Annotated in this window: 25 protein-coding genes; 20 read left to right on the plus strand and 5 right to left on the minus strand. The window is 66.5% G+C overall.

Annotated elements, in window-relative coordinates:
* Nucleotides 1–57: 57 nt before the first annotated feature.
* The 4 genes from ACMAUO_RS01925 to moaC are packed head-to-tail and all read left to right on the plus strand — an operon-like array spanning nt 58 to nt 3,128.
* The gene (locus ACMAUO_RS01925) at nt 58–654 is read left to right on the plus strand and encodes an anthranilate synthase component II (protein ID WP_420357174.1); all 597 of its coding nucleotides are present in this window, start codon (nt 58–60) and stop codon (nt 652–654) included.
* Between the two features lie 6 nt (nt 655–660).
* Nucleotides 661–1,776: an anthranilate phosphoribosyltransferase gene (gene trpD, locus ACMAUO_RS01930; protein ID WP_420355311.1), complete on the plus strand. Its 1,116-nt coding sequence runs from the start codon at nt 661–663 to the stop codon at nt 1,774–1,776.
* Nucleotides 1,777–1,778: 2 nt separating this feature from the next.
* On the plus strand, nt 1,779–2,639 hold the full coding sequence (trpC, locus tag ACMAUO_RS01935; RefSeq protein WP_420355312.1) for an indole-3-glycerol phosphate synthase TrpC: 861 nt from the start codon (nt 1,779–1,781) through the stop codon (nt 2,637–2,639).
* 3 nt (nt 2,640–2,642) lie between these two features.
* Nucleotides 2,643–3,128: a cyclic pyranopterin monophosphate synthase MoaC gene (gene moaC, locus ACMAUO_RS01940; RefSeq protein WP_420355313.1), complete on the plus strand. Its 486-nt coding sequence runs from the start codon at nt 2,643–2,645 to the stop codon at nt 3,126–3,128.
* A gap of 33 nt (nt 3,129–3,161) precedes the next feature.
* On the opposite strand, the gene ACMAUO_RS01945 is transcribed toward moaC, so the two are convergent.
* Nucleotides 3,162–4,580, minus strand: a complete 1,419-nt coding sequence (locus ACMAUO_RS01945) for a helix-turn-helix domain-containing protein (RefSeq protein ID WP_420355314.1) — start codon at nt 4,578–4,580, stop codon at nt 3,162–3,164.
* A gap of 272 nt (nt 4,581–4,852) precedes the next feature.
* On the opposite strand from ACMAUO_RS01945, the gene pdhA reads away from it, so the two are divergent.
* From pdhA to ACMAUO_RS01980, 7 genes are all read left to right on the plus strand, one after another.
* Nucleotides 4,853–5,878 carry a pyruvate dehydrogenase (acetyl-transferring) E1 component subunit alpha gene (pdhA, locus tag ACMAUO_RS01950; protein WP_420355315.1) on the plus strand — a complete coding sequence of 342 codons (1,026 nt, stop codon included), beginning with the start codon at nt 4,853–4,855 and terminating at the stop codon, nt 5,876–5,878.
* Nucleotides 5,879–5,881: 3 nt separating this feature from the next.
* Nucleotides 5,882–7,216, plus strand: coding sequence for a pyruvate dehydrogenase complex E1 component subunit beta (locus ACMAUO_RS01955; RefSeq protein WP_420355316.1), 1,335 nt, complete (start codon nt 5,882–5,884; stop codon nt 7,214–7,216).
* A 12-nt stretch (nt 7,217–7,228) separates the two neighbouring features.
* A complete protein-coding gene (locus ACMAUO_RS01960) occupies nt 7,229–8,491 on the plus strand; it encodes a pyruvate dehydrogenase complex dihydrolipoamide acetyltransferase (protein WP_420355317.1) in 1,263 nt (420 codons plus the stop codon).
* Between the two features lie 73 nt (nt 8,492–8,564).
* Complete coding sequence (lpdA, locus tag ACMAUO_RS01965) at nt 8,565–9,974, plus strand: dihydrolipoyl dehydrogenase (protein WP_420355318.1); 1,410 nt, start codon at nt 8,565–8,567, stop codon at nt 9,972–9,974.
* A 127-nt stretch (nt 9,975–10,101) separates the two neighbouring features.
* A complete protein-coding gene (gene lipA / locus ACMAUO_RS01970; RefSeq protein WP_420355319.1) occupies nt 10,102–11,091 on the plus strand; it encodes a lipoyl synthase in 990 nt (329 codons plus the stop codon).
* Nucleotides 11,091–11,588 (plus strand): type II toxin-antitoxin system RatA family toxin, encoded by a 498-nt coding sequence (locus ACMAUO_RS01975; protein WP_420355320.1) that lies wholly within the window; start codon nt 11,091–11,093, stop codon nt 11,586–11,588. Before lipA ends, ACMAUO_RS01975 begins: the two co-directional genes overlap by 1 nt.
* A 98-nt stretch (nt 11,589–11,686) precedes the next feature.
* Nucleotides 11,687–12,040: a hypothetical protein gene (locus ACMAUO_RS01980; RefSeq protein ID WP_420355321.1), complete on the plus strand. Its 354-nt coding sequence runs from the start codon at nt 11,687–11,689 to the stop codon at nt 12,038–12,040.
* 58 nt (nt 12,041–12,098) lie between these two features.
* On the opposite strand, the gene ACMAUO_RS01985 is transcribed toward ACMAUO_RS01980, so the two are convergent.
* The 4 genes from ACMAUO_RS01985 to ACMAUO_RS02000 are packed head-to-tail and all read right to left on the minus strand — an operon-like array spanning nt 12,099 to nt 15,803.
* Nucleotides 12,099–12,596: a CinA family protein gene (locus tag ACMAUO_RS01985; protein WP_420355322.1), complete on the minus strand. Its 498-nt coding sequence runs from the start codon at nt 12,594–12,596 to the stop codon at nt 12,099–12,101.
* 28 nt (nt 12,597–12,624) lie between these two features.
* The gene (locus ACMAUO_RS01990; protein ID WP_420355323.1) at nt 12,625–13,104 is read right to left on the minus strand and encodes a phosphatidylglycerophosphatase A family protein; all 480 of its coding nucleotides are present in this window, start codon (nt 13,102–13,104) and stop codon (nt 12,625–12,627) included.
* A complete protein-coding gene (locus ACMAUO_RS01995) occupies nt 13,101–15,122 on the minus strand; it encodes a lytic transglycosylase domain-containing protein (protein ID WP_420355324.1) in 2,022 nt (673 codons plus the stop codon). Before ACMAUO_RS01995 ends, ACMAUO_RS01990 begins: the two co-directional genes overlap by 4 nt.
* Before the next feature lie 33 nt (nt 15,123–15,155).
* Nucleotides 15,156–15,803 carry a YjbE family putative metal transport protein gene (locus ACMAUO_RS02000; RefSeq protein ID WP_420355325.1) on the minus strand — a complete coding sequence of 216 codons (648 nt, stop codon included), beginning with the start codon at nt 15,801–15,803 and terminating at the stop codon, nt 15,156–15,158.
* A gap of 184 nt (nt 15,804–15,987) precedes the next feature.
* On the opposite strand from ACMAUO_RS02000, the gene purB reads away from it, so the two are divergent.
* The 9 genes from purB (at nt 15,988) to grxD (ending at nt 23,197) form a co-directional block, all read left to right on the plus strand.
* Nucleotides 15,988–17,343: an adenylosuccinate lyase gene (purB, locus tag ACMAUO_RS02005; protein ID WP_420355326.1), complete on the plus strand. Its 1,356-nt coding sequence runs from the start codon at nt 15,988–15,990 to the stop codon at nt 17,341–17,343.
* Nucleotides 17,344–17,367: 24 nt separating this feature from the next.
* On the plus strand, nt 17,368–18,102 hold the full coding sequence (locus tag ACMAUO_RS02010) for an NRDE family protein (protein ID WP_420355327.1): 735 nt from the start codon (nt 17,368–17,370) through the stop codon (nt 18,100–18,102).
* Nucleotides 18,103–18,257: 155 nt separating this feature from the next.
* Nucleotides 18,258–19,022 carry a phosphoribosylaminoimidazolesuccinocarboxamide synthase gene (purC, locus tag ACMAUO_RS02015; RefSeq protein WP_420355328.1) on the plus strand — a complete coding sequence of 255 codons (765 nt, stop codon included), beginning with the start codon at nt 18,258–18,260 and terminating at the stop codon, nt 19,020–19,022.
* Nucleotides 19,019–19,261: a phosphoribosylformylglycinamidine synthase subunit PurS gene (gene purS, locus ACMAUO_RS02020; protein WP_114728364.1), complete on the plus strand. Its 243-nt coding sequence runs from the start codon at nt 19,019–19,021 to the stop codon at nt 19,259–19,261. The genes purC and purS overlap by 4 nt, the downstream gene beginning before the upstream one ends.
* Nucleotides 19,258–19,635 carry a Rap1a/Tai family immunity protein gene (locus ACMAUO_RS02025; RefSeq protein WP_420355329.1) on the plus strand — a complete coding sequence of 126 codons (378 nt, stop codon included), beginning with the start codon at nt 19,258–19,260 and terminating at the stop codon, nt 19,633–19,635. Before purS ends, ACMAUO_RS02025 begins: the two co-directional genes overlap by 4 nt.
* Nucleotides 19,632–20,333, plus strand: coding sequence for a phosphoribosylformylglycinamidine synthase subunit PurQ (gene purQ, locus ACMAUO_RS02030; RefSeq protein WP_420355330.1), 702 nt, complete (start codon nt 19,632–19,634; stop codon nt 20,331–20,333). Before ACMAUO_RS02025 ends, purQ begins: the two co-directional genes overlap by 4 nt.
* Nucleotides 20,330–22,543, plus strand: a complete 2,214-nt coding sequence (purL, locus tag ACMAUO_RS02035; RefSeq protein ID WP_420355331.1) for a phosphoribosylformylglycinamidine synthase subunit PurL — start codon at nt 20,330–20,332, stop codon at nt 22,541–22,543. The genes purQ and purL overlap by 4 nt, the downstream gene beginning before the upstream one ends.
* Nucleotides 22,544–22,571: 28 nt before the next feature.
* Complete coding sequence (locus ACMAUO_RS02040) at nt 22,572–22,805, plus strand: BolA family protein (RefSeq protein WP_420355332.1); 234 nt, start codon at nt 22,572–22,574, stop codon at nt 22,803–22,805.
* 56 nt (nt 22,806–22,861) lie between these two features.
* Nucleotides 22,862–23,197 (plus strand): Grx4 family monothiol glutaredoxin, encoded by a 336-nt coding sequence (grxD, locus tag ACMAUO_RS02045; protein WP_420355333.1) that lies wholly within the window; start codon nt 22,862–22,864, stop codon nt 23,195–23,197.
* The last annotated feature ends 177 nt before the right edge of the window (nt 23,198–23,374 follow it).

A 23,374-nucleotide genomic window follows, 5' to 3' on the forward strand; every position in this document is an offset into this window, starting at 1 on the left:
CGATGAAATTCTGAACTGTTGTTTGACCGGGCTGGAACAGCAGGCCATCATGTCGCCATGATCCTGCTGATCGATAATTACGACAGTTTCACCTTCAATCTCGTCCATTATCTGGGCGATCTGGGGGAACGCAGCGACGTGCGCCGCAACGATGCGCTGACGGTCGATGAGGCGATGGCGCTGAAGCCCGAGGCGATCGTGCTGTCGCCCGGCCCGCGTTCGCCGAACGAGGCCGGGATCTGCTGCGACCTGATCCGCCGCGCGGCCGGCCATGTACCGATTTTCGGTGTCTGCCTGGGCCATCAGGCCATCGGGCAGGTTTTCGGGGGCACCGTGGTCCGGGCGCCGGTTCCCATGCATGGCAAGGTCAGCCCCGTCTTTCATGACGGCAGCGGTGTGTTCGAGGGGTTGCCCGATCCCTTCCTGGCGACCCGCTATCACAGCCTGACGGTCGCCCCCGATACCCTGCCGCCCGACCTCGTGGCCACCGCGCATACCGAGGACGGCGTGATCATGGGGCTTCGTCACCGGACGCTTCCGGTGTTCGGGGTCCAGTTTCATCCGGAAAGCATCGCGTCGGAGCACGGGCACGCCATTCTGGCCAATTTCCTGGCGATCGCGCGCGGCCTCAATACGCCGCGAAAGGCGGCCTGATAGAAGATGGATGGCACACCGGCCCTGACTGTCGCTCCGACCGACGCTTTCCGGGCCATTCTGGGCCGGCTGGCGGCTGGCGAGACCCTGAACGAGGCCGATGCCGAACAGGCTTTCGGCCTGATCATGGATGGCGGCATTCCGGACATGCTGATTGCGGCGTTCCTGATGGCGCTGCGGGTGCGGGGCGAGCAGCGGGCCGAACTGCTGGGCGCCGTGCGCGCCGTGCGGTCGCGCATGCGGCGGGTGGCGCCGGTACCGGCGGGCACGATCGATGTCTGCGGAACCGGCGGCGACGGTCTGGGCACGCTGAATATCTCGACCGCCGTTGCCTTCGTGCTGGCGGCGCTGGGCGTGCCGGTGGCCAAGCATGGCAACAAGGCGCTGTCATCGCGTTCGGGGGCGACCGACGTGCTGGGGGCGCTGGGCGTGGCACTGTCGGACGATCCGGCCGTGATCGCGGCGCGGCTGAACGAGGGCGGCCTGGCCTTCATGGCGGCACCCTCGCACCATCCGGCGATGCGCTTCGCGGCACCCGCGCGTTCGGCCTTGGGAATGCGGACGCTGTTCAACCTGATCGGCCCGCTGTGCAATCCGGCCGGCGTGACGCGCCAACTGGTCGGGGTGTTCGATCCGGCCTGGCTGCGGCCGGTCGTGGAGACGTTGCAGCTTCTGAGCTCGGAGCGCGCATGGGCCGTCCATGGCGCGTGCGGCGTAGGGCAGGGCGTTGACGAACTGACGCTGGCCGGCCCCACTGCAATCGTGGCGTTACAGGACGGCGTTCTGTATGATCTGGTGCTGGAACCCGGCGATGCCGGTCTGCGCCCGGCACCGATTTCGGCGATTACGGGCGGAGGGCCAGCGGAAAATGCCGCCGCCCTGGAAGACTTGCTGGCCGGTGCCCGAGGGGCCTATCGGGACACCGTTCTGCTGAACGCGGCGGCAGCGCTGCATGTGGCCGGCCGTGGAGACATTCTGAAAGAAGGGGAAGTGCAGCCCGCATTGCTGCGGGCATTGGTCGCCGACGCGGCCCGTGTTCTGGATGACGGGTCTGCACTGGCTGTCTTGAAATCCGCGCGTGTCGGCAGGCCGTCCGTGCGGGACGAATTCATACAGGGTTGATCATGAACGATACCGCGACGAATCCCGCTCAGAACGAGTGCGGCACCGCCTCGGACCCGGATGGGCTTCCGGACGTCCTTGCGCGCATCTGCGCCCGGACCAGGGTCGATGTCGCGCAACGGGCGACCGTGACGCCTCTGAAAGAGATTACGGCCCGTGCCCGTGAAGTCAGCACGCCCACCCGTGGTTTTGGCCAGGCGCTGAAACAGCGGACGGCGGATCGGCAGATCGGGTTGATCGCGGAAATCAAGAAAGCCTCGCCCTCGGCGGGCATTCTGCGCCCCGACTACGATCCGGCGGGCATCGCGGCCGAATACGAGAAGGCGGGGGCCGCCTGTATCTCGGTGCTGACCGAGGGATCGTGCTTCCATGGCTGCACGGAAGACCTCCAGCGGGTACGCGATGCCTGTTCGCTGCCGATCCTGCGCAAGGATTTCATCCTCGACCCCTGGCAGGTACATGAAAGCCGCATCATTGGTGCGGATTGCATCCTGCTGATCCTGGCGGTGCTGACCGACAGCGAGGCGGCGGAACTGCTGGATATCGCGCGCGGGCTGGACATGGACGTTCTGGTCGAGGTGCATGACGAGGCCGAACTGAACCGGGCACTCGCCCTGGATACGTCGCTGATCGGGATTAATAACCGCAATCTCAAGACGTTGAAGACTGATCTTGAGACGACGCTCCAGCTTGCGCCGCTGGTCCCGCCGGATCGGATCGTGGTTTCCGAAAGTGGCATCCGCACGCATGATGACGTCATGCGGCTCAATGCCGTCGGGGCCAGTGGTTTCCTGGTGGGCGAAAGCCTGCTGCGCAATCCGTCGCCGGGTGCTGCTGCGCGAATTCTGCTGGGCACGGCCTGAACCGTGCCGGTTGCGGGTGACCTGACCCATCTCGACGCGAACGGTCATGCCGTGATGGTGGATGTAGCCGGCAAGCCGGTGACCGGGCGGCGGGCCGTCGCGCGGGGGCTGGTGGCAATGCGGCCTGAGACGCTGGGGCTGATTCTCTCCGGCGGCATGAAGAAGGGGGATGTGCTGGCGGTTGCCCGTATCGCGGGCATCATGGCGGCCAAGAAGACATCAGACCTCATTCCGCTCTGCCACCTGCTGGCCCTGAGTTCCGTACGCCTCGAACTGACGCCTGCCGAAGATGGCAGCGGGATAGAGATCGAGGCCAGTGTCGGCACCACCGCCCAGACCGGGGTGGAGATGGAGGCCCTGACGGCGGTCAGCGTCTGCGCGCTCACCCTTTATGACATGTGCAAGGCGGTGGATCGGGACATGACCATCGACCAGGTCCGCCTGATCCATAAATCCGGTGGACGTTCCGGGACATATCAGCGGGCGTAAGCACCAGCAGACGCACGCCAATAAGACGCCCGTTCAGGCGTTTGCCGCCGGCTGAAAGAAGAAGCCGCTCTGCGGCATCGCACGATGCTCGCAATCGGCCCGGACGCACGACCGGCAGCCAGGGCCGATCGAGATGAATGTGCGCGGATCGTGCAGGTTGAGCATCGACGAATAGACGACTTCGTCCGCATGGGCGACGGAGCAGCCCAGGACGATCGCGCGTTTCGGCTGGCGGTCGAAGAATGACTGGGGGTGGGAGGGAACGGCCCGCGCCACGCTGATGAACAGGCCGCCTTCGGTATCCTGCGAAATCTGGATGATCAGCTTCCCCGCGGCCGAGAAGCTTTCGAAGACGTTCCAGCGTGGGCACAGCGCCCCGAAGCGGGCGCGGCTGAAGCGGTTGGCGCTGTAGCTTTTCAGTACGTTGCCCGCCACGTCGGCCTTGATGAAATAGAATGGAACCCCTTCCGCGCCCGGACGCTGGAGGGACGAAAGCCGCTGGCACACCTGCTCGAAACTGGCCGAGAAGCTCATTTGCAGGCGGTCGAGATCGTGCTTGAACGCCTTGGCTTTTGCCGCGAACAATTCATACGGCATGATCAGCCCCCCCGCGAAATAATTGGCCATCGCGGCACGGGCGATCGAACGTGTGTTCTCGTCGGACAGGAGCGGGTGACGGGCCGCCTCGTCGATCAGCGTGGAATATCCCAGATGGGCGACCAGCCGGGCCATGCAGAAGGTCCGGGTCGGGCCGGGCAGGCCGGGAACGAAGCGGGCGGTTTTTTCAGCACTGTCGAAGTGGCATGGGCTGCTGTTGGCGACGGCGGGCGCGACGGTCGTGGTGGAGATCGTGACGCCGAAGCGGTCGCGAAGATAGCGTTCCAGCCCCGTTCCGATCGTATCCGCATCGAGCCGCGCGGTTTCGTACAAATGTTCGGCAGTGCGGTCGAGCGTGTCGAAATAATTCCTTTCCGCCTGCACCCAGTCGCCGACGATCTCGTAGGCCGACGAGAGTTTGGACCATGCGGAGGCGCGCTCGGCTTCCGTGCGTTTGTCGGGCTGAATCTCGCTTCCCTGCTCATGCATGGTCCTGACCGAACGATAGAGTTCGAGAAACATCTTCACGAAGGCGGGATTGTCCCGGATGGCGCCATGGATCTCGCGTTCCGGCAGCGAGGACCGGAACATCGGGTCGCTGGATGCCTCGCGCAGAAGCCGGAGCATTCGGATCTCGCCGTCATCGCCAAAATAGCTCGGGGCGACGGAGAACATGTCGCATAGCGCCACCAGCAGCCGCGTCGGGACCGGCTTGGCGTTGTTTTCGATCTGGTTGAGGTAGCTCGCGGAAATGGCGAGGCGCTGGGCCATCATCCTCTGCGAGATCGCATTCGCGGTGCGCAGTGCGCGCACCCTGTTGCCGCAGAACATCTTTCGGCCGCTGCTGTCGCTCACGTTCACTCCGTTTACCAAATGCGTTCGGTTTGTTTCCGACCTTACACCTCTTTCCGCCTTTGAGGACGGCTCCCAGCACGATAAAAAGGTAGCGAAAATCGTAAATCTGCCGTCGGATTCCGCCATTGCCGTCGCAGGTCGGTTTATCGGGAAAGCCGCATTCCCGATCCGTAAACACGGCAAATTGAGTGAACATCACCAGACCGGAGCGCCAGAGGGCGGGAACATCATCCCGCTCCGGCGTCGCGGTGCGCGAAAAAGGGAGAAAAACCATGGACGATAAAAAACCGTCCGGCACTGACGCGGGCGTTTCCAGTCCCGCCCGGAACAATGCGATCTTCACCACGGACGAACTGAAGCACGCCTTTTACGACATGGTACTGATCCGCCGGTTCGAGGAACGCGCCGGCCAGTTGTACGGCATGGGCCTGATCGGCGGCTTCTGCCATCTGTATATCGGCCAGGAGGCCGTGGTCGTCGGCATCCAGATGGAGCTGAAGCAGGGCGACAAGCTCATCACCTCCTACCGCGATCATGGGCAGATGCTGGTTGCCGGCATGGACCCGCGCGGCGTCATGGCCGAGCTGACCGGGCGCGAGGGCGGCTATTCCCGCGGCAAGGGCGGGTCGATGCACATGTTCTCGCGCGAGAAGAATTTCTATGGCGGGCACGGGATCGTCGGCGCGCAGGTGGCACTCGGGATCGGGCTGGCCTTCGCGAACAAATATCGCGGCACCGACGAGGTCTCGATCGCCTATTTCGGCGAGGGGGCGTCCAACCAGGGCCAGGTCTATGAGAGCTTCAATCTGGCGGCGCTGCACAAGCTGCCCTGCGTGTTCGTGATCGAGAACAATCATTACGGCATGGGCACCAGCGTCGAGCGGGCCTCGGCCTCGAAGGAACTGTGGCGCAATGGCGAGCCCTGGGGGATTCCGGGGCGCAAGGTCGACGGCATGGATGTCGAGGCCGTGCGCCAGGCGGCGCGCGAAGCGGTGGAATATTGCCGTGCGGGCAAGGGACCATTCCTGCTGGAAATGGCGACCTATCGCTATCGCGGCCATTCCATGTCCGACCCGGCGAAATATCGTCCGCGCAGTGAAGTGGACGAGATGCGCAAGAACCATGACCCGATTGACCGGGTGCGCCGTGAATTGCTGTCCGTCGGTGTCGAGGAGGCGGAACTGAAAGCGATCGAGGACAAGGTGAAGGCAATTGTGGTCGATGCGGCCGATTTCGCGCAGAGCAGCCCGGAACCCGATCCGTCGGAACTGTGGACCGACGTGCTGGTGGAGGGCTGAACGATGACCACGCAGATTCTGATGCCCGCCCTGTCGCCGACCATGACCGAGGGCAAGCTGGCCCGCTGGCTGAAGACCCCCGGCGACCATATCGCCGCCGGTGACGTGATCGCCGAGATCGAGACCGACAAGGCGACGATGGAAGTCGAAGCCGTCGATGAAGGCACGCTGGGCGATATCCTGGTGCCGGAAGGCACGGAGCATGTCGCGGTGAATACGCCGATCGCGAACCTGCAATCGGATGGCACGGAAGCCGCACCTGCGGCGCCGAAAGCGGCTGCGCCGCAGGTGGCACAGCAGGCTGCCCCGGCCCAGGCCGCGCCGGCGGCACCGGCGGTTGCGCCCGAAAAGGAATGGGGCGAGACGGTCGAGATTACCGTGCGCGAAGCCCTGCGCGACGCGATGGCCGCCGAGCTGCGGCGGGACGAGGACGTGTTCCTGATCGGCGAGGAAGTCGCGCAGTACCAGGGGGCCTACAAGGTCTCGCAGGGGCTGCTGGACGAATTCGGCGAGAAGCGCGTGATCGACACGCCGATCACCGAACATGGCTTCACCGGCATGGCGGTCGGCGCCGCGCTGACGGGGCTGAAGCCGATCGTGGAATTCATGACCATGAATTTCGCGATGCAGGCGATCGACCACATCATCAATTCGGCCGCCAAGACGCGCTATATGTCGGGCGGCCAGATTTCCTGCCCGATCGTGTTCCGTGGCCCGAACGGCGCCGCCGCCCGCGTCGGTGCCCAGCATTCGCAGTGCTATGCGAGCTGGTACGGCCATGTGCCCGGCCTGAAGGTGGTGGCACCCTGGTCCTCGGCCGATGCCAAGGGCCTGCTGCGGGCCGCGATCCGCGATCCGAACCCGGTCATCGTGCTGGAAAACGAGATCCTGTACGGCCAGAAATTCCCGTGCCCGGTCGATGACGATTTCATCCTGCCGATCGGCCGCGCCAAGATCGAGCGCGAGGGCACCGACGTGACCATCGTCGCCTTCTCGATCATGGTCGGCACGGCGCTGGAAGCCGCCGCGATTCTGGCCGAGCAGGGAATTTCGGCCGAGGTGATCAATCTGCGGACCATCCGTCCGCTCGATACCGAGACGATCGTCGCCAGCGTGAAGAAGACCAGCCGTCTGGTCTGTGTCGAGGAAGGCTGGCCCTTCGCCGGCATCGGCGCGGAAGTGGCGATGCAGGTCATCGAACATGCGTTCGATTATCTCGACGCGCCGCCGGCGCGGGTCGCCGGGGCCGACGTGCCGATGCCTTTCGCCGCCAATCTGGAAAAGCTGGCCCTCCCGAACCCGACCTGGGTGGTGGATGCGGTCCGCAAGCTGGTCTGAGGAACACGCGCCATGTCCGTGAACATCCTGATGCCGGCTTTGTCGCCGACCATGACCGAGGGCAAGCTGGCCCGCTGGCTGAAGAAGGAAGGCGAGGCCATCGCCTCCGGCGACGTGATCGCCGAGATCGAGACCGACAAGGCGACCATGGAGGTCGAGGCCGTCGATGAGGGGACGCTGGGGCGGATCCTGGTCGAGGCCGGGACCGAAGGCGTGAAGGTGAATGCGCCGATCGCCATTCTGGTGGCGGAAGGCGAGGCGGTGCCCGATGCGGCGCCGGCCGCCGCGGCACCGGAAGCGGCTCCTGCCGCCCCTGCGGCGACGCCGGCCGTGGCAGCGGCCGCGCCGGCAATCGCGCCCGCCCCGGTCGTCGAGGCCGCGCCCAAGGCGGGGCGGGTCTTTGCCTCGCCGCTCGCCCGGCGCATCGCGGCCCAGAAGGGCGTCGATCTGGGTGCGGTGAAGGGCAGCGGCCCGAATGGCCGTATCGTGCGTCGTGACGTCGAAGCCGCCTTGGCTGCGCCGGCTGCCGCACCAGCCGCGCCCAAGCCCGCGCCGCAGCTGGCGGTGGCGATCGACGTGCCGCATACCGCCGTGCCGAATTCGTCGGTACGCAAGGTCATCGCCCGCCGGTTGACCGAGGCGAAATCTACCATTCCGCATTTCTACGTCGCGATGGACGTGGAACTGGATGCGCTGCTGGCCCTGCGCGCGCAGCTCAATGCGTCCTCGCCGGCGGAAGGGCCGGGGGCGTTCAAGCTGTCGGTCAACGACCTGCTGATCAAGGCCGTCGCCGTCACGCTGCGGCGGGTGCCGAAGGTCAATGCGTCCTACACCGAAGATGCGACCATCCTGTATGACGATGTCGATATCTCGGTCGCAGTGTCGGTGCCAGACGGGCTGATCACGCCGATCATCCGCAATGCCGACCGCAAGTCGCTGAGCCAGATCAGCAACGAGGCGAAGGAACTGATCGCCCGTGCCCGCGCCGGCAAGCTGAAGCCGCAGGAATTCCAGGGCGGCTCGTTCTCGATCTCGAACATGGGCATGTACGGGGTCAAGGAGTTCTCGGCCATCATCAATCCGCCGCAGGCCGCCATCCTGGCCATCGCGGCGGGCGGGAAGCGGGCGGTGGTGAAGGGGGATGCGCTTGCGATCGCCACCGTCATGACTGTGACGCTGTCGGTCGACCATCGCGTGGTCGATGGCGCGCTGGCGGCCGAATGGGTCGCCGCCTTCCGCTCGGTGGTCGAATCGCCGCTCAGCCTCGTGGTCTGAACCGCCGTGGCCCGGCTTGTCCGGGCCACGGGCTTTTTTCTGCACCGGCATCCTGCTCCGGGAACGTACATCAATGAACAAGACAGAATTCGATCTCGTCGTCGTCGGCGGCGGTCCCGGCGGGTATGTCGCCGCGATCCGCGCCGCCCAGCTTGGGCTGAAGGCCGCCGTGGTCGAGGCCAATCATCTGGGCGGCATCTGCCTCAACTGGGGCTGCATCCCGACCAAGGCGCTGCTGCGCGCGTCCGAGATCAATCATCTGCTGCACCATCTGGGCGAGTTCGGCTTCGCCGCCGATAACGTGCGGTTCGACCTGCAGAAAGTGGTCAAGCGCTCGCGCCAGGTTGCCGGCCAGCTTTCCTCCGGCGTCGGCCATCTGCTGAAGAAGAACAAGGTCACGGTCTTCGACGGGTTCGGGGCGCTGGCAGGCAAGGACGGCAGCCGCCGCCTGCTGTCCGTGACCAAGGACGGCAAGCCTGTGGCGACGCTGAGCGCGAAGAACATCATCCTGGCGACCGGCGCGCGGGCCCGCGTGCTGCCGGGGCTGGAGCCTGACGGCAAGCTGATCTGGTCCTATCGCGAGGCGATGGTGCCGACCGAAATGCCCAAATCGCTGCTGGTGATCGGTTCCGGCGCGATCGGCATCGAGTTTGCCTCGTTCTACCGCAACATGGGCGCCGAAGTGACGGTGGTCGAAGTGCTGGACCGCATCCTGCCGGTCGAGGACGAGGAAATCAGCGCGCTGGCGCACAAGGCGTTCGTCAAGCAGGGCATGACCATCCTGACGGGTGCCAGGATCGGCCCGATCACCAAGGGCGTCAATAACGTGAGCCTGTCGGTCGAAGCCGGCGGCAAGACGCACGCCATTACCGTGGACCGCGTGATTTCGGCCGTGGGCATCGTGGGCAATGTCGAGAAGCTCGGCCTGGAAGGCACCGCTGTTACCGTCGACCGGACGCATGTGAAGGTCGATGCGAAATGCTTCACCGGCGAGCCGGGCATCTATGCCATCGGCGACCTGGCCGGGCCGCCCTGGCTGGCGCACAAGGCCAGCCATGAGGGCGTGATGTGCGTGGAGGCCATCGCCGGGCGGCACGTCCACCCGATCGACCCGCTGAACATTCCCGGCTGCACCTATTGCCGGCCGCAGATCGCCTCGGTCGGGATGACCGAGGCCAAGGCCAAAGAAGCGGGGCACAAGGTGCGCGTCGGCCGCTTCCCGTTCATCGGCAATGGCAAGGCGATTGCGATGGGCGAGCCCGAGGGGCTGGTCAAGACGGTGTTCGATGCCGAGACCGGCGAGTTGCTGGGCGCGCATATGATCGGTGCCGAGGTGACGGAAATGATCCAGGGCTACGTCATCGCCCGCACCTCGGAACTGACCGACGCGGAACTGAAGGAAACCGTCTTCCCGCATCCCACCATCTCGGAAGCGATGCACGAGGCGGTGCTGGCGGCCTATGACGGGGCGCTGCACATTTGAATGGTGAGGCCAGGAGGGTGCTCCTGAGCTTTTGATCGCCGGGGCGCGGGGAGGGGGGATGTTTGCTTGACGCGCTCCCCGCGACGTTCCACTTCTGGCTGTCTGTCTGCTTTATGGGTTCTGCCTTATGTCCACGCGCGTGGTGATCGACCATAGAAAAGGCGGTGCGCTGCTCCGTCATCCCGAGAAGGCGCATCGGCCGGACAACCCCATCGCCCGCAAGCCGGACTGGATCCGCGTCAAGGCGCCCAATCACCCGGTCTACCACGAGACGCGCGCGCTGATGCGCGAGCAGAAGCTGGTGACGGTGTGCGAGGAAGCGGCGTGCCCGAATATCGGCGAATGCTGGTCGCAGCGTCACGCCACCATGATGATCATGGGCGAGATCTGCACCCGCGCCTGTGCCTTCTGCAACGTTACCACCGGGATGCCCAACCCACTGGATGACGGCGAGCCGGAGCGCGTGGGCGAGGCCGTGGCCAAGCTGGGCCTGCGCCATGTCGTCATCACCTCGGTCGATCGCGACGATCTGCCCGATGGCGGGGCGGCGCATTTCGCCCGCGTCATCGGCGCGGTGCGCGCGGCGTCGCCCACCACCACGATCGAGATCCTGACCCCGGATTTCCTGCGCAAGCCGGCGTCGCTGGAAGTGGTCGTGGCGGCGCGCCCGGACGTGTTCAACCATAATCTGGAAACCGTGCCGCGCCTGTACACCTCCATCCGCCCCGGCGCGCGCTATTATCAGTCGCTGCGGCTGCTGGATGACGTGAAGCGCCATGATCCGTCGATCTTCACCAAATCCGGCCTGATGGTCGGGCTGGGCGAGGAACGGCCCGAGATCCTGCAGGTGATGGACGATTTGCGGGTGGCGGATGTCGATTTCATCACGCTGGGCCAGTATCTTCAGCCGACGGTGAAGCATGCGCCGGTCAGGCACTTCGTCACGCCCGACGAATTCGCCGATTATGCAGCGATGGCGCGGGCCAAGGGGTTCCTGCAAGTCAGCGCCTCGCCGCTGACCCGGTCGTCCTACCATGCCGATTCCGACTTCGCCGAACTGCGCGCGGCGCGCGAGGCGAAGCTGGCGGCAGTGCGCAGCGGGGCGGAGAGCGTCTGATGCCGACGCATGCGGAACGTCGCCTGATTGCCTATGCGCCGGAGCAGTTGTTCGACCTGGTGGCCGATGTCGGCAAATATCCGCAGTTCCTGCCCTGGTGCGCCGCCGCCCGCGTGCGCACCCGCACCGCGACCGAACTGGTGGCCGACCTGACGATCGGTTTCGGCCCGTTCCGCGAGACCTTCACCAGCCGCGTGGACCTCGAACATCCCACCCGCATCCGCGTCCGCTATGAAAGAGGGCCGTTCCGCTACCTGAACAATGTCTGGACCTTCACACCGGACCCGCGCGGCTGCCTGGTCGATTTCTTCGTCGATTTCGAATTTCGCTCGCGCCTGCTCCAGGCCGCGATCGGGGTGGTGTTCAACGAGGCCGTCCGCCTGATGGTCTCGGCCTTCATCCGGCGGGCGCGCGATATCTACGGGCCGCCGCCCGCGACCGACAAGACATTGGCGCAGCCCACGAATGCGCAGCCTGCCGGAACCGGAGGCGCCTGAGGGACGTTGGCATTGCGCAAGGTGGATGATGGCCCCGGCCGTCATGACGCCGCGTGCCCGGATGCGGGCGCGTTCCAGCCCTTGGAGGAACGATCGTGATGAAATTGTCTTTCGGTCCGATGATTGTCGCCGCAGCCCTGGTTGTCGGTACGCCGGTCCTCGCGGAACCGTACCACCACCATCATCATCACCATAAAGACCATCAGGAAGCGGCTACGGGCTCGCCCACGACCGAAGACCTGAACGCCAGGAGCCTCGCCACCGCCCGCGCCGGCAATCCGCCGCCGCCCGAGGCGTCGGTCCCACCTGGTGCCGTTCCGTCCGGCACCGTTCCGATGGCGCCCACGATGTCGATGCCCACCGAACCCACTGCGACCGTTCCGGCGGGAACCGGGACCGTCGCGCCGCCCATGCCTTCGGCGCCCCCGATGCCGGAGAGTTCGCCGCAGTAAACCCGGCAATCCGGACAGGCCCTCCGGCCCGGCCATGCAGGCCGGGCCGGAGGGATTTTCATGTGGCGTCGGTCAGCTCTGCCAGCAGGTCCAGCGCCTGTTCGACGGCCTGCCGGCGGACGGTTTCCCGATCGCCGGTGAAGTGGCGGGAAACGGTGCTACCTTCACCGTCGCGGCGAATGGCCCCGAACCAGACCAGACCGACCGGTTTTTCCGCCGAACCGCCGCCGGGGCCGGCAATGCCGGTAATGGAGACCGCGAGATCGGCATCCGGCGCGTGGGCCAGCGCGCCCCGCGCCATGGAGGCCGCGACTTCGGCGCTGACCGCCCCGTGGCGGGCCAGCAGCGCCGACGGAACGCCCAGCAGCGCGGTCTTCATCGCGTTCGAATAGGTAACGAATCCACCCTCGACCATCTCGGATGATCCGGCGTGGTGGGTCAGCGCGGCGGCGACCAGTCCGCCGGTGCAACTTTCAGCGGTGACGGCCCTTACGCCCGCTCCGCGCATCCGCTCCAGCACATCGGCCGCGCGGGCCAGTACGGTTTCGTTCAGCATGGACGTCACAAGGCACCCCACCAGGATTTCAGGCCATGACGATCAGCATTCGCGCGGCCATGAGAATCAAGGCCGCGATCACGCCAGCCACGATATCGTCGCCCATGATGCCGATCGCATCATGCCGCCGGTCGAACCAGCCGACAGGGCCGGGCTTAGTGATGTCGAACAGCCTGAACAGCGCGAAAGCCAGCAGCAGCCACAGGATATCGAGCCGGTCGAGCCAGAGCGGGTCCACCGGCATGGGATCGAACGCCAGGGGAAACATCGCGATCCACATGCCCGCGACTTCGTCGATCACGATCCACTGATGGTCCTCGCCATCGCTGACCCGTGCCGTGGCCACGTAGCCGATCGCACAGCAGAGCAGGATCGCCACACCCATGACGAACGGGTGGGGCAGGAACAGCAGGCCGAGGACAAGGGCTGCCAGGGAGCCGACTGTCCCGGGAGCGACGGGCGAAAAACCGCAGCCGCCGAAACTGGCGACAAGGCGGGCAGGGGTCATGGAGGCGCCTCCGATCCGGATTCGGAGGCCAGGGCCTGATAGACGGCCAGGTTTTCCTCCACGCGCTGGATATAGCTGCGGGTTTCGGCAAACGGAATGCTCTCGATCCAGTCGAGCATGGCCGTGGGCGTGGGGTCGGCATGCGCCGGATCGCCGACCGAGGCCAGCCACTGGTCGGTGCGGTGCGGCCCGGCATTATAGGCCGCCAGGACATAGGGAATTGCGCCGTCGAACTTGTGCATCAGCCGGGAGAGATAGGCCGTGCCGATTCGCATGTTCAGCGTCGGGTCGGTGAGGCTGGCACCCGTCAACGTGCCGGTCGCCAGCCCCGCCCACCGCGACACGTCGCGTGCCGCGCCCGGCAGAAGCTGCATCAGCCCATAGGCCCCGGCCGGGCTGACGATGCCGGGATCGAAGCTGCTTTCCTGGCGGATCACCGCCATGACGAAGCCGCTGGGCAAGCCTTCTTCGATGGCGGCCCGGAATGGTGTCGGCCAGCCCAGCGGCAGCAGCGCGATTCCGTCACGGCCCGCGCGGCGGGTAATCGCCACCGCCACGTCGGGCATGCCCAGCCGCACCGCGAGCATCGCGGCGAGGGCGTGGCCGGCGGCGTTGTCCTGCCGCGAATCCTGCAACAGCACGAAGTCTCGCGCATGGGGCAGGTCGCCTCGCGCGGCCAGAAGCCGGGCCGCCTGCACCAGATCGCTGGCCTCGAACCGGTGCATGTCATCGTTGCTCCAGGCCGGCATGGGCACGCTTCCCAGCCGGTCGCGGACCAGCGCGCCGGAGCGTTCGGGAAACAGCAGGGGGCTGGCGGCATCTCCATCCAGCCGGGACAATGCCATCTGGCCGTAGAAGGTTCCGGGCATGGCGGCGGCCTGTTGCCATGTCTTGCGCGCGCCCGCGCCGTCACCGGCTTCCTCCAGCGCGCGGCCGGTCCAGTACAGGCCGCGACTGCGCGTGATCAGCGCGCGGGAGGCGCAGAGCGATCGGAACCGGTCGGCGGCCTGTTTCGGGTCGTGCAGGCGACGCAGCAGGAGCCAGCCGGCCAGGAAATCGGCATCGTTCCGGGCGGTCTGGCTCATGTCGCTGGTCGTGGCCGCCAGGGCCAGTGCCTCCTGATCGCGGCCGGCCAGCAGCATTTCGTGCGCCAGCGAGTCCCGCTCGCTCCAGAAGGCGGGCAGGGGCTGGCGCCGTTCCGCCGCGAGGCCGGATTGCGGCCAGAGGGCGGCAGCCTCGTCGAGCTGTCCCGTCCGCCGCAGCCAGCGCAGCCGGTCCAGCATCAGGATCGGGTCGTCGGCGAGCGAAGGCGGTACTGTGGCCAGCGCGGACAGTCCGGCGGCCGCTCCGGAGTCGGGCCGGGCTGTTCGCAGGGCAAGTCGGGCCAGCGCCAGCGCACGACGCGCCGGGGGCAGGCGAGCAGCCTGCCGGCGGGCAGCATCGGAATGGCCGTCCAGTTCCTGGCGGTTGAACCGGTGCCACTGGTCGTCCGCCGTCAGAGCGGGGCCGAATACCGCCAGAAATGGGCCTTCATCGGCCGCCCGGTCTATTCCCGCGATCCAGGCCTGTCGGGCGTGGGCCAGCAGGCCGGGCGGTGGAGCCGCCAGTCGGGCGCAGGCCAGCAGGGCGGGGGCGGAGGTGAGGGAGAGCGTGGCGCAGGCCCGTGCCAGGAAGCTGTCATCGGCGGGGGCCTGTGCCATCAGGTTCTGGACGCGGGCCAGCATCACCGCGCGGCGCGGCCATGCCGGCTGCTGGTCGAGGAAGGCCAGATACGCGTCGATGCTTCCGCCTTCGGGGGAGAGCAGATGCAGATAGGTTTCGACCCGCGCCGTCACATCGCCCGAGGCCGGCGACAGGCTGGGTGCCGCGGCCATGTCGCTGGCGATGTCGCGGGCAGCAGCGGGGAGAGGCAGGCAGGCAAGGAGGGCCCACGCCGCGATGCCCGCCATGCGCGCAAGACCGCCCGTGGAGCGCGACGGGGCGCGGCGCGGGGCGGGTGGCATGGCGAACGGCGGCATGGCGGGCCTCATGTCAGCAGGCGTGGCGCGCCATCATGACACGACATGCCAGATTTCGCCGCCGCCCTTGATGATCAGTTCGATCGCCACGCCCAGCACGATCAGCAGCCCGATCCAGGCGATCCAGCGGAACCGTTCCAGCAGTCGCGCGATCAGCGAGGCCGCGAGGGCCATCATCAGGACCGAGACCGCCAGGCCGGAGATCAGCACCCAGATATGCTCGCCCGCCGCGCCGGCGACGGCCAGCACGTTATCCAGGCTCATCGACAGGTCGGCGACGATGATGCGGATGATGGCGGCGCGCAGGGCACCGGGCGGCGCCTCGTCCGAGGCCGCGGGTGCCTCCTGGTGGCGCAGCTCGCGGAACATGCGCCAGCAGACCCACAGCAGGAGAATGCCGCCGGCCAGGGTCAGGCCGATGATGGCCAGCAACTGGACGGCGACGATCGCCAGGCCGACGCGAATCACCGCCGCCGCCGCAACGCCGGCCAGGATGGCACGCCCCCGCAAGGGATGCGGCAGGCCGCGCACGGCCAGGCCGATCACCACGGCATTGTCGCCGGCCAGGGTCAGGTCGATCAGAATGACCTGCAACAGCGAGGCCAGCGCGGATAGGGTGAGGATGGTCTCGCTCCCGATAAGAGAATGATCCGGCGGCCGGTTTGTCGGCCGATGCCGCATGATGTTGACCATTCCCGTTGCAACCGGGCAAGACCCTCCCGCTTTCCAAGGAAGACGCGGCGCGGGAAATCGGCTAAAGGGGCAGCCCCGTCCCCGGAGCAGATCGCCGACTGGCCCCGGGATTGCCGCATGACGTGACGATGCCGCTGAGCGGTATCCGGTCGAAGAGAGAAAGCCGAGCACGATGGTTCCGCGTTATACCCGTCCCGCCATGGCCGCCATCTGGGCCCCCGAGAACCGGTACCGGATCTGGTTCGAAATCGAGGCTCTGGCATGCGAAGCCATGGCGCAGTATGGCGGCGTGCCGGCCGAGGCCGCGCGCGTGGTGCGCGAGAAGGGCGATGCCGCGATGGCCGCGTTCTCGCAGGCAGACCTGGACCGCATCGACGAGATCGAGGCCGAGACGCGCCACGACGTCATCGCCTTCCTGACCTGGCTGGCCGAGAAGATCGGCCCGGAAAGCCGCTTCGTGCATCTGGGCATGACGTCGTCGGACGTGCTGGATACCTGCCTGTCGGTGCAACTGGTCCAGGCGACCGATATGCTGCTGGCGGATCTGGACGCGGTGCTGGAGGCGCTGAAACGCCGGGCGTTCGAGCATAAATACACGCTGACCATCGGGCGCAGCCACGCGATCCATGCCGAGCCGACCTCGTTCGGCCTGAAGCTGGCGGGCCATTACGCCGAATTCGCCCGCAATCGCGAGCGGCTGGTGCGTGCCCGCGCCGAAATCGCCACCTGCGCCATTTCCGGCGCGGTGGGCACCTATGCCCATGTCGATCCGCGCGTCGAGACCTTCGTGGCCGAGAAGCTGGGGCTGGAGCCCGAAGGTGTTTCGACCCAGGTGATCCCCCGCGACCGTCATGCCGCCTATTTCTGCGCGCTTGCGGTCATCGCCAGCGGTATCGAGCGGCTGGCGATCGAAGTGCGCCATCTCCAGCGTTCGGAAGTGCGCGAGGCCGAGGAATTCTTCCATCCGGGCCAGAAGGGCTCGTCGGCGATGCCGCACAAGCGCAACCCGGTGCTGTCGGAAAACCTGACCGGCCTGGCGCGGCTGGTGCGTGCCCATGTCATCCCGGCGCTGGAGAATGTGGCGCTGTGGCACGAGCGCGATATCAGCCATTCGTCGGTCGAGCGCAATATCTGCCCCGACGGCACGATCGGGCTGGATTTCGCGCTGGCCCGCCTGGCTGGCATGATGGAAAAGCTGGTGATCTATCCGGATCGCATGATGGCCAACCTGGAGAGCCTGGGCGGCGTCGTGCATTCCGGCGAAGTGCTGCTGGCACTGGCGCGGGCCGGCATCCTGCGCGAGGACGCCTACCGGATCGTCCAGCGCAATGCCATGGCGACCTGGACCCGGCTGGGCGAGCCCGATGGCCGCACCTTCCGCGAGAACCTGGATGCCGACCCCGAGGTGGCGGGCCGCGTGCCTGCCGAGGTGCTGGATGCGGCGATGAACAGCGATTCCCATCTGGGTGCGCTGGATCACAGCTTTACCCGCGTCTTCGGCGAGGCCGGCCCGGCCCGCGCCGGCTGAGGCAGAGGAGCAGCCAGAGCCCGTATGTGTACGATCGTCCTGTCCTTTGCCCCTGGCGCCGCCTGGCCCCTGCTGTTCGGCGCCAACCGTGACGAACGGCTGGATCGTACCTGGGACGCGCCCGGCCGCCACTGGCCGGATCGGCCCACGGTGGTCGGCGGACGGGACAGGCTGGCCGGCGGGTCGTGGCTGGCCCTGAACGATGCGGGCGTCGTCGCCGGCGTGATGAATCGCGTGGGCAGCCTGGGCCCGGCACCGGGCAAGCGTTCGCGCGGCGAGCTGCCCCTGCTGGCGCTGGAACATGCCACGGCGGCCGAGGCCGTGCGGGCCATCGGCAATCTGGATGCCGGGGCATGGCGATCGTTCAACATGATGGTGGCCGACCGCACCGGTGCCTATTTCATCTCCGGTCTCGGCTATGCCACGCCGGAGATCAGGGTGCTGGAACCCGGCACGCACATGGCGGCCACGACCGAGCCCGACGATATGTCGATCCCGCGGATCGGGCGGCACCTGCCGCGTTTCCGCGAGGCCGGGCGCCCGGTGCCGCCGGACTGGACCAACTGGACGCGACTGCTCTCCGACCGCTCGCTGCCGGCCGGCAGCGAGCTGAACATTCCGCCGCGCGCGGGATTTGGCACATGCAGCTCATCGGTCATCGGCCTGCCGGCCGATCCGGCCACCACACCGTCCTGGTATTTCGCCGCCGGCGCGCCGGACCGCGTGGGCTATGCGGCGGTGGATCTTTCCGCCGCCTGAGCGACCGGCGGTGCCGCCGTGGCGCGCCGTCAAGGGAATAGTATCTTCCGCGATCAATCATTGCTATGAGGCAGTCGCATTCCGGGGCCCTGAGGGGGCTCCCATATCGGACGGCATGCAGCCCATGCCCTCCATCAGCCGCATGAAGGACGAGTATGGCCCGCCGTCGTCAGCTCTACGAAGGAAAAGCCAAGATCCTCTTCGAGGGTCCGGAACCCGGGACGCTGGTCCAGTATTTCAAGGATGATGCCACGGCCGGAAACGGGGCGAAGAAGGGGATCATCACCGGCAAGGGCGTGCTGAACAACCGCATCAGCGAACATCTGATGCTGCGCCTGCACGATATCGGCATCCCGACCCATTTCATCCGCCGCCTGAACATGCGCGAGCAGTTGATCCGCGAGGTCGAGATCATTCCGCTGGAAGTCGTGGTGCGCAATGTCGCCGCCGGCAGCCTGGCCAAGCGGCTGGGCATTCCCGAGGGTACGCGCCTGCCGCGCACGATCATCGAATATTATTACAAGAATGACAGCCTGAACGACCCGATGGTCAGCGAAGAGCATATCACGGCCTTCGACTGGGCCAGCGTCCATGACCTGGACGATATCGTGGCGCTGACCATGCGCACCAACGATTTCCTCACCGGGCTGTTCGTCGGCATCGGCATCACGCTGGTCGATTTCAAGCTGGAGTTCGGCCGGCTGTGGGAAGGCGACGAGATGCGCATCGTCCTGGCGGACGAGATCTCGCCCGACAATTGCCGCCTGTGGGATGCGAAGACCAGCGAGAAGCTGGACAAGGACCGCTTCCGGCGCGACCTGGGCCGTGTCGAGGAAGCATATCAGGAAGTGGCCTGGCGGCTCGGCATCCTGCCCGAGGCCACGAATTCCGACATGAAGGGGCCGGAGGTGATGCAATGAAAGTACGGGTGACGGTCATGCTGAAGGACGGCGTGCTGGATCCGCAGGGCAAGGCCGTGGGCCATGCGCTGCATGTGCTGGGCTTCGGCGGCGTGGGCGAGGTGCGGATCGGCCGCGTGATCGAGTTGGAGCTTGACGAGACCGACCCCGCCGCCGCGCGCGAGAAGGCCGATGCCATGGCGCGCGGCCTGCTCGCCAACCTGGTGATCGAGGATTTCGTGACCGAGGTGGTGGCATGAGCGCGCGTCGTTCCATCCTGCTGGTCGCCGCCCTGGCGGCTGGTCTGCCGGCCTCGGCCATGGCCCAGCGCGTCTCGAATTTGCAGGGCGGGCGGTTCCTGGAACTGTGCAGCCGCGCGCCGAGCGTTGCGATCTGCGATGCCTACCTCTCCGGCCTGGCCGATTCCGTTGCGCTGACGCATGTCTATGACCGCAACGAGGGCGACAAGACCGCGCCGACCGGCTTCTGCATCAAGTCCGGCGTGACCAGCGCCGAGATGCGCGGCCATACCGTGTCGTGGCTGCGGGCCCATACCGACCAGTTGTCGAAGCCGGTTGGCGAACTGGTCTTCACCGCCCTGCATGAGGCCTATCCCTGCGGTGACGGCAAATGAAGGCCGGAATCGTCGTCTTTCCGGGCACGAACCGGGAACGTGACATGGCGATTGCGCTGCGGACCGTGACCGGGCGCGAGCCGGTGATGATCTGGCATGGCGAAACCGATCTGCCGGACCTGGATCTCGTGGTGCTGCCCGGCGGGTTCAGCTACGGCGATTACCTGCGCTGCGGCGCCATGGCCGCCCATGCCCCGATCATGGCCCCGATCCGCCGCTTTGCCGAGGCCGGCGGCCATATCCTGGGCGTGTGCAACGGCTTTCAGATCCTGACGGAAGCCGGGCTGCTGCCGGGGGCGCTGCTGCGCAACGGCGCGCTGCGCTTCCTGTCGCAGGATTGCCATCTGCGGGTCGAGCGCGACGATACGCCCTTTACCCGCCGCTGGAAGGCGGGCGACGTGTTCCGCGCCCCCATGGCGCATGGCGACGGCAATTATATCGCCGACGACGCGACGATCCGCGATCTGGAAGACAGCGGGCGCATCGCGTTCCGCTACGCGCGGCCCGACGGGCGCGTGGATGAGAGCGACGCGCGGACCAATCCCAATGGCAGCATCAAGGCGATTGCCGGCGTGCTCAGCGCCAATCTGCGGATCTGCGGCATGATGCCGCATCCCGAAGACCTGGTGGACCCGCTGATGGGCGGCGAAGATGGAAAGCCCCTGTTCGAAGGGCTGGTGGAGGCTCTGGTCGGATGAGCAGCGCAACGGGGCAGAAGCCCGTCGACGAAGCCCTGGCACGGGAATTCGGACTGACGGCCGAAGAATACGGCAATGTGCTCTCGATCATGGGCCGGGCGCCCAGCATGACCGAACTGGGCATCTTTTCCGTCATGTGGTCGGAACATTGCTCCTATAAATCCTCGCGCGTCTGGCTGCGCACGCTGCCAACCACGGCGCCATGGGTGATCCATGGGCCGGGCGAAAACGCGGGCGTGGTCGATATCGGGCAGGGGCTGGCCGCCATCTTCAAGATGGAAAGCCATAATCACCCGTCGTTCATCGAGCCCTATCAGGGCGCCGCGACCGGCGTGGGCGGCATTTTGCGCGACGTGTTCACCATGGGCGCGCGCCCGGTGGCCAACCTGAATGCGCTGCGGTTCGGCAGCCCGGAAAACCCGCAGACCCGTCGCATCGTCGATGGCGTGGTGCGCGGCATCGGCGGGTACGGCAACTGCGTGGGCGTGCCGACCGTGGGCGGGGAAATCAATTTCCATCCGGCCTATGACGGCAATCCGCTGGTCAATGCCATGACGGTGGGTATTGCCCGCCAGGACCGCATCTTTCTCTCCGCCGCCGCCGGTATCGGCAATCCGGTGGTCTATGTCGGCTCCAAGACCGGCCGCGACGGGATCCATGGCGCGACCATGTCGTCGTCCGAGTTCGACGAGGACGCGCTGGCCAAGCGGCCGACCGTGCAGGTCGGCGACCCGTTCGTGGAGAAGCTGCTGATCGAGGCGTGCCTGGAACTGATGGCCACCGACGCGATCGTGGCGATCCAGGACATGGGCGCGGCCGGCCTGACCTCGTCGTCGGTCGAGATGGCGGGCAAGGGCGGGGTGGGGATCGATCTCGACCTCGATGCCGTGCCGCAGCGCGAGCGCGGGATGACCGCGTATGAGATGATGCTCTCCGAAAGCCAGGAGCGCATGCTGATCGTCCTGCATCCGGACAAGACCGAGCTCGCCCGCGCGATCTTCGACAAGTGGGAACTGGATTTCGCGATCATCGGCCATCTGACCGATACCGGCCATATCGTCGTGCGCCATCAGGGGCGCGTCGAGGCGGATATTCCGCTCGATCCGCTGGCCGACCAGGCGCCGCTCTATCGCCGCCCGACCGCGCCCGCGCTCCCGCCCACGCCGCTGGGTCCGATCACCGATCCGCTCGGGATCGAGCAGGCGCTGATCCGGCTGATCGGCTGCCCGGACCTGGCCTCGCGCGCCTGGGTGTGGAACCAGTACGACAGCACCGTCGGCGGCCAGACCGTCAAGCGGCCTGGTGCCGCCGACGCCGCGATCGTCAAGGTCGAAGGGACGTCGCTGGGCCTGGCGCTGACCACCGACTGCACGCCGCGCTATTGCCGGGCCGATGCCCGCCTGGGCGGCGCGCAGGCGGTGGCCGAGGCCTGGCGCAACATCGTCGCGACCGGTGCGCGCCCACTGGCGGTGACCGACAACCTGAATTTCGGATCGCCGGAAAAGCCCGAGGTGATGGGGCAGTTTGTCGCCGCGATCGAGGGCATGGGCGAGGCCTGCCGCGCGCTGGATTTCCCGGTCGTGAGCGGCAACGTCTCGCTCTACAACGAAACCCGCGCGCCCGACGGCTCGTCGGTATCGATCCTGCCGACGCCGGCCATCGGCGGGCTGGGCGTGCTGGACGATGTCAGTCGCGCTGTCGGCCTGGCCATGCCGGCGGAGGGCACGCTGGTGCTGGTCGGCGCCACCCGTGGGGAACTCGGCCAGTCGCTGTGGCTGCGCGAGGTCCATGGCCTGCAGGACGGCGCCCCGCCCACGATCGACCTGGCGGCGGAGCGCCGGAACGGCGATTTCGTCCGCCAGCAGATCGAAGCCGGTCATGTCCTGGCGTGCCATGACGTGTCGGATGGCGGCGTTCTGGTCGCGCTGGCCGAGATGGCCATGGTGGGCGAGGCCGGGTGCATCCTGCTGGCCCCGCAATCGGGCATGCGGCCCGAGGCGTTCTGGTTCGGCGAAGACCAGTCACGATATGTTGTGGCGGTGCGTGACGCCGAGGCCTTTACCCTTGCCGCGACATCGGCCGGGGTGGAAACGCGGATCCTCGGCAAGGTGGGGGGAGACGGTTTGACTTTGCCCAGCGGCGCCACAATATCGAAGGCGCGGATGAAAGCGGTCAATTCGGCATTTTTCCCCGCCCTGATGGACGATTGAGCGACCTGGTCGCGAAGGAGGAACGCCGATGGCAATGACGGCACAGGAGATCGAAACCTATATCCGCACCGCCCTGCCTGATGCTTCGATCAGTATCGAGGATCTGGCGGGGGACGGCGATCATTATGCTTGCACCGTCGTCAGCGAATCCTTCCGGGGATTGTCGCGTGTTCGCCAGCATCAGATCGTCTACGCGGCGCTTCAGGGGCATATGGGCGGCAAGCTGCACGCCCTGGCCCTTCAAACCAACGCCCCGGACTGAACAAACGCCCCCATTATGCGGTCGCCCCCGACCGCCTACCGCACAGGACTGAACAAATGGCTGAAACCATCGCGCAGCGCATCCAGAACGATATCGATACCAACCCGGTCATGCTGTACATGAAAGGGACGGCCCTGTTCCCGCAATGCGGCTTCTCGGCCCGCGTGGTGCAGATCCTGAACCACACCGGCGTGCCGTTCCAGACCGCCAACGTGCTGGAAGACCCGGAACTGCGCCAGGGAATCAAGGATTTCACGAACTGGCCGACCGTGCCGCAGCTCTATGTGAAGGGCGAATTCCTCGGCGGCTGCGATATCGTGACCGAAATGTTCCAGACCGGCGAACTGGAAAAGCTGTTCGAGGAAAAGGGGATCGTGTCGGCCTCGGCCTGATCCTTTCGCGCATCGTGATCTGAAGAACGGGCCGGTCGCCGTGACCGGCCCGTTTTTTATATTGGAACCGCGCCCTTTCTCTTGTCGCCCACCCCGCCTTTCGTTTAGCTTTTCCGGATCGGGTTGGTGTGAGGTGATGGATGTTCCAGGCTCTATTCAGGAAAACCGCGTTCGGCG

This window comes from Gluconacetobacter brunescens, assembly GCF_048695475.1.
In the GTDB taxonomy this organism is placed as follows: Bacteria; Pseudomonadota; Alphaproteobacteria; order Acetobacterales; family Acetobacteraceae; genus Gluconacetobacter.

Bases quoted from the DNA above. Each gene is read 5' to 3' on its own strand.
- trpC (WP_420355312.1), top strand. From the start codon at position 1,779: ATGAACGATACCGCGACGAATCCCGCTCAGAACGAGTGCGGCACCGCC.
- ACMAUO_RS01995 (WP_420355324.1), bottom strand. From the start codon at position 15,122: ATGCCGCCGTTCGCCATGCCACCCGCCCCGCGCCGCGCCCCGTCGCGC.
- ACMAUO_RS01985 (WP_420355322.1), bottom strand. From the start codon at position 12,596: ATGCTGAACGAAACCGTACTGGCCCGCGCGGCCGATGTGCTGGAGCGG.
- grxD (WP_420355333.1), top strand. From the start codon at position 22,862: ATGGCTGAAACCATCGCGCAGCGCATCCAGAACGATATCGATACCAAC.
- ACMAUO_RS02040 (WP_420355332.1), top strand. From the start codon at position 22,572: ATGGCAATGACGGCACAGGAGATCGAAACCTATATCCGCACCGCCCTG.
- ACMAUO_RS01955 (WP_420355316.1), top strand. From the start codon at position 5,882: ATGACCACGCAGATTCTGATGCCCGCCCTGTCGCCGACCATGACCGAG.
- purB (WP_420355326.1), top strand. From the start codon at position 15,988: ATGGTTCCGCGTTATACCCGTCCCGCCATGGCCGCCATCTGGGCCCCC.
- ACMAUO_RS02025 (WP_420355329.1), top strand. From the start codon at position 19,258: ATGAGCGCGCGTCGTTCCATCCTGCTGGTCGCCGCCCTGGCGGCTGGT.
- ACMAUO_RS02010 (WP_420355327.1), top strand. From the start codon at position 17,368: ATGTGTACGATCGTCCTGTCCTTTGCCCCTGGCGCCGCCTGGCCCCTG.
- trpD (WP_420355311.1), top strand. From the start codon at position 661: ATGGATGGCACACCGGCCCTGACTGTCGCTCCGACCGACGCTTTCCGG.
- lipA (WP_420355319.1), top strand. From the start codon at position 10,102: ATGTCCACGCGCGTGGTGATCGACCATAGAAAAGGCGGTGCGCTGCTC.
- ACMAUO_RS01980 (WP_420355321.1), top strand. From the start codon at position 11,687: ATGAAATTGTCTTTCGGTCCGATGATTGTCGCCGCAGCCCTGGTTGTC.
- pdhA (WP_420355315.1), top strand. From the start codon at position 4,853: ATGGACGATAAAAAACCGTCCGGCACTGACGCGGGCGTTTCCAGTCCC.
- purL (WP_420355331.1), top strand. From the start codon at position 20,330: ATGAGCAGCGCAACGGGGCAGAAGCCCGTCGACGAAGCCCTGGCACGG.
- ACMAUO_RS01960 (WP_420355317.1), top strand. From the start codon at position 7,229: ATGTCCGTGAACATCCTGATGCCGGCTTTGTCGCCGACCATGACCGAG.
- purC (WP_420355328.1), top strand. From the start codon at position 18,258: ATGGCCCGCCGTCGTCAGCTCTACGAAGGAAAAGCCAAGATCCTCTTC.
- purS (WP_114728364.1), top strand. From the start codon at position 19,019: ATGAAAGTACGGGTGACGGTCATGCTGAAGGACGGCGTGCTGGATCCG.
- ACMAUO_RS01925 (WP_420357174.1), top strand. From the start codon at position 58: ATGATCCTGCTGATCGATAATTACGACAGTTTCACCTTCAATCTCGTC.
- lpdA (WP_420355318.1), top strand. From the start codon at position 8,565: ATGAACAAGACAGAATTCGATCTCGTCGTCGTCGGCGGCGGTCCCGGC.
- ACMAUO_RS01975 (WP_420355320.1), top strand. From the start codon at position 11,091: ATGCCGACGCATGCGGAACGTCGCCTGATTGCCTATGCGCCGGAGCAG.
- ACMAUO_RS02000 (WP_420355325.1), bottom strand. From the start codon at position 15,803: ATGCGGCATCGGCCGACAAACCGGCCGCCGGATCATTCTCTTATCGGG.
- ACMAUO_RS01990 (WP_420355323.1), bottom strand. From the start codon at position 13,104: ATGACCCCTGCCCGCCTTGTCGCCAGTTTCGGCGGCTGCGGTTTTTCG.
- purQ (WP_420355330.1), top strand. From the start codon at position 19,632: ATGAAGGCCGGAATCGTCGTCTTTCCGGGCACGAACCGGGAACGTGAC.